7 protein-coding genes are annotated in these 6,503 nt (G+C 73.2%); 3 read left to right on the top strand and 4 right to left on the bottom strand.

What is annotated here, in order from left to right:
• Together G3I19_RS33345 and G3I19_RS33340 are read left to right on the top strand one after the other, a co-directional pair.
• Positions 1-766, top strand: a 766-nt coding sequence (locus G3I19_RS33345; RefSeq protein ID WP_164267449.1) for a phosphate acyltransferase, incomplete at its 5' end; no start/stop codon positions are given.
• Positions 763-1,500 carry a phosphonatase-like hydrolase gene (locus G3I19_RS33340; protein WP_164267448.1) on the top strand — a complete coding sequence of 246 codons (738 nt, stop codon included), beginning with the start codon at positions 763-765 and terminating at the stop codon, positions 1,498-1,500. The genes G3I19_RS33345 and G3I19_RS33340, both read left to right, overlap by 4 nt.
• 96 nt (positions 1,501-1,596) lie before the next feature.
• On the opposite strand, the gene G3I19_RS33335 is transcribed toward G3I19_RS33340, so the two are convergent.
• Positions 1,597-2,526 (bottom strand): LysR substrate-binding domain-containing protein, encoded by a 930-nt coding sequence (locus G3I19_RS33335; protein WP_343235286.1) that lies wholly within the window; start codon positions 2,524-2,526, stop codon positions 1,597-1,599.
• A gap of 129 nt (positions 2,527-2,655) precedes the next feature.
• On the opposite strand from G3I19_RS33335, the gene G3I19_RS33330 reads away from it, so the two are divergent.
• Positions 2,656-3,774 carry a putative sulfate exporter family transporter gene (locus tag G3I19_RS33330; RefSeq protein WP_164267447.1) on the top strand — a complete coding sequence of 373 codons (1,119 nt, stop codon included), beginning with the start codon at positions 2,656-2,658 and terminating at the stop codon, positions 3,772-3,774.
• Positions 3,775-3,965: 191 nt separating this feature from the next.
• Here G3I19_RS33330 and G3I19_RS33325 read toward each other — a convergent pair whose 3' ends face one another.
• The 3 genes from G3I19_RS33325 to G3I19_RS33315 form a co-directional block, all read right to left on the bottom strand.
• Positions 3,966-5,441: a sialate:H+ symport family MFS transporter gene (locus tag G3I19_RS33325; RefSeq protein WP_164267446.1), complete on the bottom strand. Its 1,476-nt coding sequence runs from the start codon at positions 5,439-5,441 to the stop codon at positions 3,966-3,968.
• Positions 5,442-5,500: 59 nt separating this feature from the next.
• Positions 5,501-6,211 (bottom strand): putative N-acetylmannosamine-6-phosphate 2-epimerase, encoded by a 711-nt coding sequence (locus G3I19_RS33320; protein ID WP_164267445.1) that lies wholly within the window; start codon positions 6,209-6,211, stop codon positions 5,501-5,503.
• The coding region (locus G3I19_RS33315) for an ROK family protein (RefSeq protein ID WP_164267444.1) at positions 6,208-6,503 on the bottom strand (296 nt) is incomplete at its 5' end. The genes G3I19_RS33320 and G3I19_RS33315, both read right to left, overlap by 4 nt.

The raw sequence follows: 6,503 nt of genomic DNA, 5'->3' as shown, positions 1-6,503 counted from the left end.
CGCGCTGGCCGCCCGGCGCGGCCTGCCGCTCGACGGGCGGTGCGCCCTGGCGGCCGACCCCCTCTGTCTCACCGCGACCGCACTGCGCCTGGGACGGATCGACGCGTGCGTCGCCGGCAGCAACCGCCCCACCGCCGACGTCCTGCGGGCCGGCCTGTACGTCGTCGGTCTCGCCCCCGGCATCCGCACCCTCTCCAGCAGCTTCCTGATGGTGATGCCCGACGGGCGGCTTCTCGGCTACGGGGACTGCGCGGTCGTCGTCGACCCGACCAGCAGGGAACTCGCCGACATCGCCCTCGCCACCGCCGCCACCTACCGCGCCCTCACCGGCGAGCCGTCCCGGGTGGCGCTGCTGTCCTTCAGTACGAAGGGCAGTGCGTCCCACCCCCAGGTGGACCGGGTGCGCGAGGCCCTGGCCCTGGTCCGCGCCACCGAGCCAGGTCTCGCCGTCGACGGTGAGCTGCAGTACGACGCTGCCGCCGTCCCCGCCATCGGCCGGTCGAAGGCGCCCGCCTCCGAGCTCGCCGGCCGGGCCAACACCTTTGTCTTCCCCGGGCTCGCCGCCGGCAACATCGGCTACAAGATCGCCCAGTGGGCCGGCGGCGCCACCGCGGTCGGCCCGCTGCTCCAGGGCCTCGCTGCGCCGCTGCACGATCTCTCGCGCGGCTGCACCGGGCCCGACATCGCGGCCCTCGCCCTGGCGGCCGCCCTGCAGGCGGACAGCGTCCGCCCTCCCCGAGCACCGGAGGAAGCACCGTGCCCGTGACATCCCCGACCGCTGCCCCCGGCCCCGCTCCCCGCGCCGCTCACCGCGCCGGATCCCCCGACGGCATCCGCCTCGCCGTCCTGGACCTCGCAGGCACCACGGTCACCGACGCCGGCGCCGTGGAGGACGCCTTCGTCCAGGCCCTGTCCCAGCTGGACGTCCCCGAGGGCGGTGTGGCCCACGACCGCATGATGGAACACGTCCGCGCCACCATGGGCGAGTCCAAGATCTCGGTGTTCCGCCATCTCTTCGGCGACGAGAGCAAGGCGGAGCGGGCCAACGACATCTTCGAGCGCGCCTACGCCGAACTCGTCGCGGCCGGCCGGTGCACACCGATCCCGGGCGCCCGCGAGACCATCGAGGCACTCCGCGCGTCCGGTATCGCCGTCGTCCTCAACACCGGATTCTCGCCCCGCACCAGGGACAGCCTGCTGGCCTCCCTCGGCTGGCTCGACCTCGCCGACGCGGTGCTCTCACCCGCCGACGCGGGCCGCGGCCGCCCGTACCCCGACATGGTCCTCACCGCACTCCTGCGCACCGGGGCGCCCTCCGTCCACCACACCGTGGTCGTCGGCGACACCCCGTACGACATCGAGGCGGGGCTGCGCGCCGGAGCGGGTCTGGTCGTCGCCGTACTGACCGGCGCCCACACCGAACCCCAGCTGCGCGCCGCGGGGGCGCACTACGTCATCGACTCCGTCCGCCGTCTCCCGGACGTCCTGCGCGGCAGCTGAGCCGCGACACCACCGCGACACCACCACCGGTCACAAACCGTCCGGGGCGTGAGCGGCGGTGGTACGGCACGAGCCCGTACCACCGCCGCCCGCGCCCTACCGGTGTTTGGCCACCCGGAGCAGATGGAGCGCCGGCTCCGGCAGCTCGCGGCCCTTGGGCCAGACCGCGTGCAGGACGCGGTGCAGCCGTACGGAAGGGTCGACCTCGACCTCGACGAGGCGGCCCGACGCCACGTCCTCGCGCACGGCGAGCGCGGAGAGCACAGCGGGGGCCAGACCGCGGGCCGCTGCGCTGCGCAGCGGGGCGGTCGAGCCCAGTTCGAGGACCGGGACGGCGATCCCGTCGTACGGGCGCAGCGCCCGCTCCAGCGTCTCCCGGGTGCCGGAGCCCGCCTCCCGCAGCAGCAGCGGGGTGTCGGCCAGCTCGCGCCCGGTCAGGGCGCTGCGGCGGTGGGTCCAGGGGTGGCCGGGCACCACCACGACGGCGAGCCGGTCCCGCCCCACCGCCGAGCGGTGCAGATCGTCGGGCACCCGCGGGCCTTCGACGAAGCCCAGATCGCAGCCCCCTCGGCGCAGCGCCTCGACCACACCCCAGCTGTTGGTCACCGTCAGCCCCACATGGGCGTCGGGCGCGGTGTCCCGCAGAGTGACGAGCCAACCGGGCATCAGCTCCTCCGCGATGGTCAGACTGGCGGCGACATGCAGCCGGCTGTCCTGCCGAGAGCGCAGCGCCGCCGCGCCCTCGACCAGCGCCGCGGCCTGTTCGAGCACCGCGCGGGCCCAGTCGGTCACCACCGCCCCGGCCGCGGTGAGCCGCGACCCCGCGGTGGAGCGGTCCAGGAGCTGGAGCCCCAGATGGCGCTCCAGCGTCCGCATCCGCGCACTGGCCGACGGCTGGCTGATGAGCATCCGGGCCGCAGCCCTGCCCAGGCTGCCGGTCTCCGCCACGGTGACCAGCAGCTGCAGCGACTGCAGATCGGGCAGCGGCCGCTGGCCGCTGTCCTGAGTCTCGCCGCGCTCGCTCACCGGTGCCCCCTCGTACGGTGCGTCCCGCTCGGAAGAACCCTCATAGGAAAACCTTCATAGGGGAACCCTATGGCCTGGTCCCGGATTCGCGTCTACCGGGCCGGACGGATCCCCCACACGCTGGTGATCATGACACTGAGTACGGAACGCACCCAGTCACCGCCCCCCGGTCGACAGCCCGCGAAGCCGTCGTCCGGCGGCAGCGCCTCCGCACCGGGTCCGGTGCGCCGCAACGCTCCCGGCCTCGCGCTCGCCGTCGTCGGACTCGGTCTCGCCGAGGGCGTGCACGCCCTGCTGCCCGCCGTACCGATGCTGACGGCCGCCGTGGTGCTCGGAGTGGTGGCGGCGCATGTTCCGGGGCTGCATCCGTTCGTACGCGGCCGGGGCCGGGCCGGGCTCTCGACGGCCGGCAAGCGGCTGATGCGGGGCGGGATCGTGCTGCTCGGGCTCAAGCTCAGCATCGGCGATGTCCTCGGCCTCGGCTGGGCGACGGTGACCATGGTGCTCGGTGTGGTCCTCGCGACCTTCTTCGGGACCTGGTGGCTCGGCAGGAAGCTGGGCCTGCCCGGTGACCAGCCGCTGCTGATCGCCACCGGCTACTCGATCTGCGGAGCCTCGGCCATCAGCGCCGTCAGCGGTGCGCTCGGCAAGGACGAGGACGACGAGCAGCTGGCGTCAGACGTGGCCACATCGGTGGCCCTGGTGACGCTGTGCGGGACCCTCGCCATCGCGGTCCTGCCGCTGCTGCACCACCCGCTGGGGCTGGACAACCTGCAGTTCGGCCGGTGGGTCGGCGCCGGTGTCCACGACGTCGGCCAGGTGGTGGCCACCGCGCAGACCGCCGGCCCCAACGCGCTCGCCGAGGCCGTGATGGTCAAGCTGATCCGGGTGGCGATGCTCGCCCCGCTGGTTGCCGGGGTCGCGGTGGCCTACCGCAGGCGCCGCGCCCACGATGCGGCCGGCGGCAAGCAGGCGACGGGCGTCCGCCGCCCGGCCGTGGTGCCGCTCTTCGTCGTCGGCTTCCTGGCGATGACGGCCCTGCGCAGCACCGGCGTGCTGCCCACCGGAGTCCTCGACGCCGCCGACACCGCACAGCAGCTGCTGCTGGCCATGGCGCTCTTCGGCCTCGGCAGCGCCGTCCACCTGCCGTCCCTCGCCCGCTCCGGAGCCAGGACGGCCCTGCTCGGCCTCGCCTCCTGGGTGGTCGTCGCGGGGGTCAGCTACGGGGGCGTCCTGCTCACGACCTGAGCGCACCTGAGCCCGCGTACTTCAGCATCCGCACCCCACTCGCGTATCCGAGCCCGTGTGCCCGAGCCCGTGTGCCCGAGCCGGCCGCAGCGGCGCGGCCGGTGACGGGAAACGCCCCGGCGGGACAGCCGACTGTGGCTGCCCCGCCGGGGCGGCGCGCGTAGGGAGGTGCCGTTCGCGCGTACGGGCTGTCAGGTCCCGCTCCGCTGCTGTTCGGGCAGCGGGGTGGCCGCAGTGTCCGGCAGCTCGGCCGCCAGATGGTCATGGACACCGTCCGGGTCCGTCAGCCGGTTGAGCCGGGCCGGCACATCGAAGCCGACCAGCAGGACGACCAGGACCGTACCGGCGAAGGTCAGTACGGCGAGTGCCCGGCCCAGCGGCATCCCCGAAGCCAGATGGGCCCCCAGGACCGGGGCCACCGCACCGCCGAGCGCTCCGACGTTGTAGGTGAAACCGAGCGCCGCGGCCCGGCTCCCGGTCGGGAAGTGGCCGCCGATGTAGCGCGGCAGCAGCCCCGAGATACCGAAACTCAGCGCCTGCAGCACGAACAGCAGCACACCGAGCAGCAGCAGATTGTCGTGCACGGCGAACACCGGGAACACGAAGACCATCGACGCCAGCAGCGTGAACGCGTACGCCTTCTTCGTGCCGATCCAGTCACCGACGAAGCCGGCGAGCCAGCAGCCGGCCATCGTGCCGAACCCGGCGAAGAACAGCGCGTCACTGACCTGGCTCGGCGAGTAGCCCAGATCCGTCTTGAGATACGTCGGCAGCAGCGCCTGGATGGGCCAGGTGTACAGGAAGGCGAAGAAGACCGTCACGATCATGGACACATACAGCAGCCAGCTGCGCCGGCCGCCCAGCTGCACCGCGAGGGCGAGGATGCTGAGCCCCGCCAGCACCGAGAGGACCGGGACGAGTCCCGCACCGGTCGGGGTGAAGACCGCGAACAGGGTGACGGTCGCGACCACTACCAGCACCGTGTTGACCGTGGCCAGGCCGGGAGAGGCGAAGAGCGGGCGGAACGGATTGGGCCTGGCCTTGTCCTCCTTGACCGTCTCGCTCCACTCGGGAGCCTCGGGCAGGGCGCGCCGCAGCCACAGCGCGACCACGATCGGCACCAGACCGATGTAGAACATCCAGCGCCAGCCGAGGTTCGGGACGATCCACTTGTACGCCTCGGCAGCCAGCACCGAACCCACGGAGAAGCCGGAGATCAGGAAGCCGCTGGCCCGGTTGCGCAGCCGCGCCGGCCAGCTCTCCATGGCGTACGTGGCGCTCGCGCTGTACTCCCCGGCCATGCCCATGCCGATCGCGAGGCGCGCGACGAACATGCTGGTGTAGTCCCACGACAGACCACAGGCGAAGGTGCCGAGCGAGTAGAGCAGGATGCTCACGATCATGGACAGCTTGCGCCCGTACCGGTCGCCCAGGGCGCCGAGTACGGCCCCGCCCAGCCAGCGGGTGATGAAAGCGGCGGAGACCAGGCTCGCGGCCTGCACCGTGCTCAGGTGGAAGTCGTCGCTGATCTCGGTGAGCACCAGGGTGATCACGACGAAGTCGAAGCCGTCCAGGACATAGCCGATCCAGGCGGCGAAGAAGGACTTCCACTGAGTGCGGGATACCTCGCGGTACCAGGGGAGCGTGGCTCGGGTGTTGTTGTGCACGGTGCCTCCAGAATGCCGGACGGACTCGGCGTTGAGGCCGTCCGGCAGGCGGTGATGCGCTATCGCTGGGCCAGTTCCGAGACGAACGTGGCGGTCAGGGCGGTGGGAGCGGTGATGGCGGTGCCTACGACGACGCTGTGGGCACCGTGCGTGAGTGCTGCGGCGGCTTCCTGCGGATTACGGATACGGCCTTCGGCGACGACCGGGACGTCCACCGCGGCCGCGAGAGCCGTGACCAGGTCGAGGTCGGGACCGTCCTGCCGCGGTGAGCCGGGAACATACCCGGAGAGGGTGGTCGACACCAGGTCCGCGCCGTCGGCCGCAGCGGCCACGCCCTCTTCGAGCGTGGAGACGTCGGCCATCACCAGGGCGCCCGCCGCGTGGACCGCCTCGACCAGGGCGGCGAAGGTGCTGCCGTCAGGGCGCGGCCGTGCGGTGGCGTCGGCGGCGACCACATCGGCCCCCGCCGTCACGAGCGCCAGGGCGTGCCGGACGGTCGGCGTGATGTACACCCCGGTGTCGCCGTCCTTCCACAGCCCGATCAGGGGGAGGCCGACGGCCTCCCGGATCGCCGCCACCACCTCGGGCTCGTTGGCGCGTACGGCTGCCGCGCCGCCCGCGGCAGCGGACCTGGCCATCCGTACCAGCGTGCCGGTCTCCCGCATCGGGTCACCGGGAGGGGCCTGGCAGGAGACGATGAGGCGGCCGCGGAGCGCCTGGGCGAGCGCTGCGGCGGGCGAATGGGGCTGCGTGCTGGGCGGTGTGCTCACAGAAGGGCTCCCGGTCGGTGCAGAGGGGCGGTGGTGGTCAGAGCTGCGGCGCCGAGTACGGCGGCGTCGGCGCCGTGGAGCGGCGCCACGGGGCGCAGCCGGCGCAGCGGTGGCATGAGCTCGCCCGCGAAGGCGTCCGTCAGGGCGTCCCAGTAGAGCGGGCCGATCCCCGGTACGCCGCCGCCGACGACGACCCGGTCGGGGCCCAGCGTGTTGGCGAGGCCGCCGAGGGCACGGCCCATCGCCCGCGCGCCGGTGGTGATGGCGCGGACCGCGCTAGATCGGAAGAGCG

The sequence above is a fragment of the Streptomyces sp. SID10853 genome (assembly GCF_010548145.1).
GTDB lineage: Bacteria > Actinomycetota > Actinomycetes > Streptomycetales > Streptomycetaceae > Streptomyces.
Note: the sequence above shows the minus strand (reverse complement) of the source record. Positions and strands in the feature narration are given on the sequence as shown.

Bases quoted from the DNA above. Each gene is read 5' to 3' on its own strand.
- G3I19_RS33330 (WP_164267447.1), top strand. From the start codon at position 2,656: ATGACACTGAGTACGGAACGCACCCAGTCACCGCCCCCCGGTCGACAG.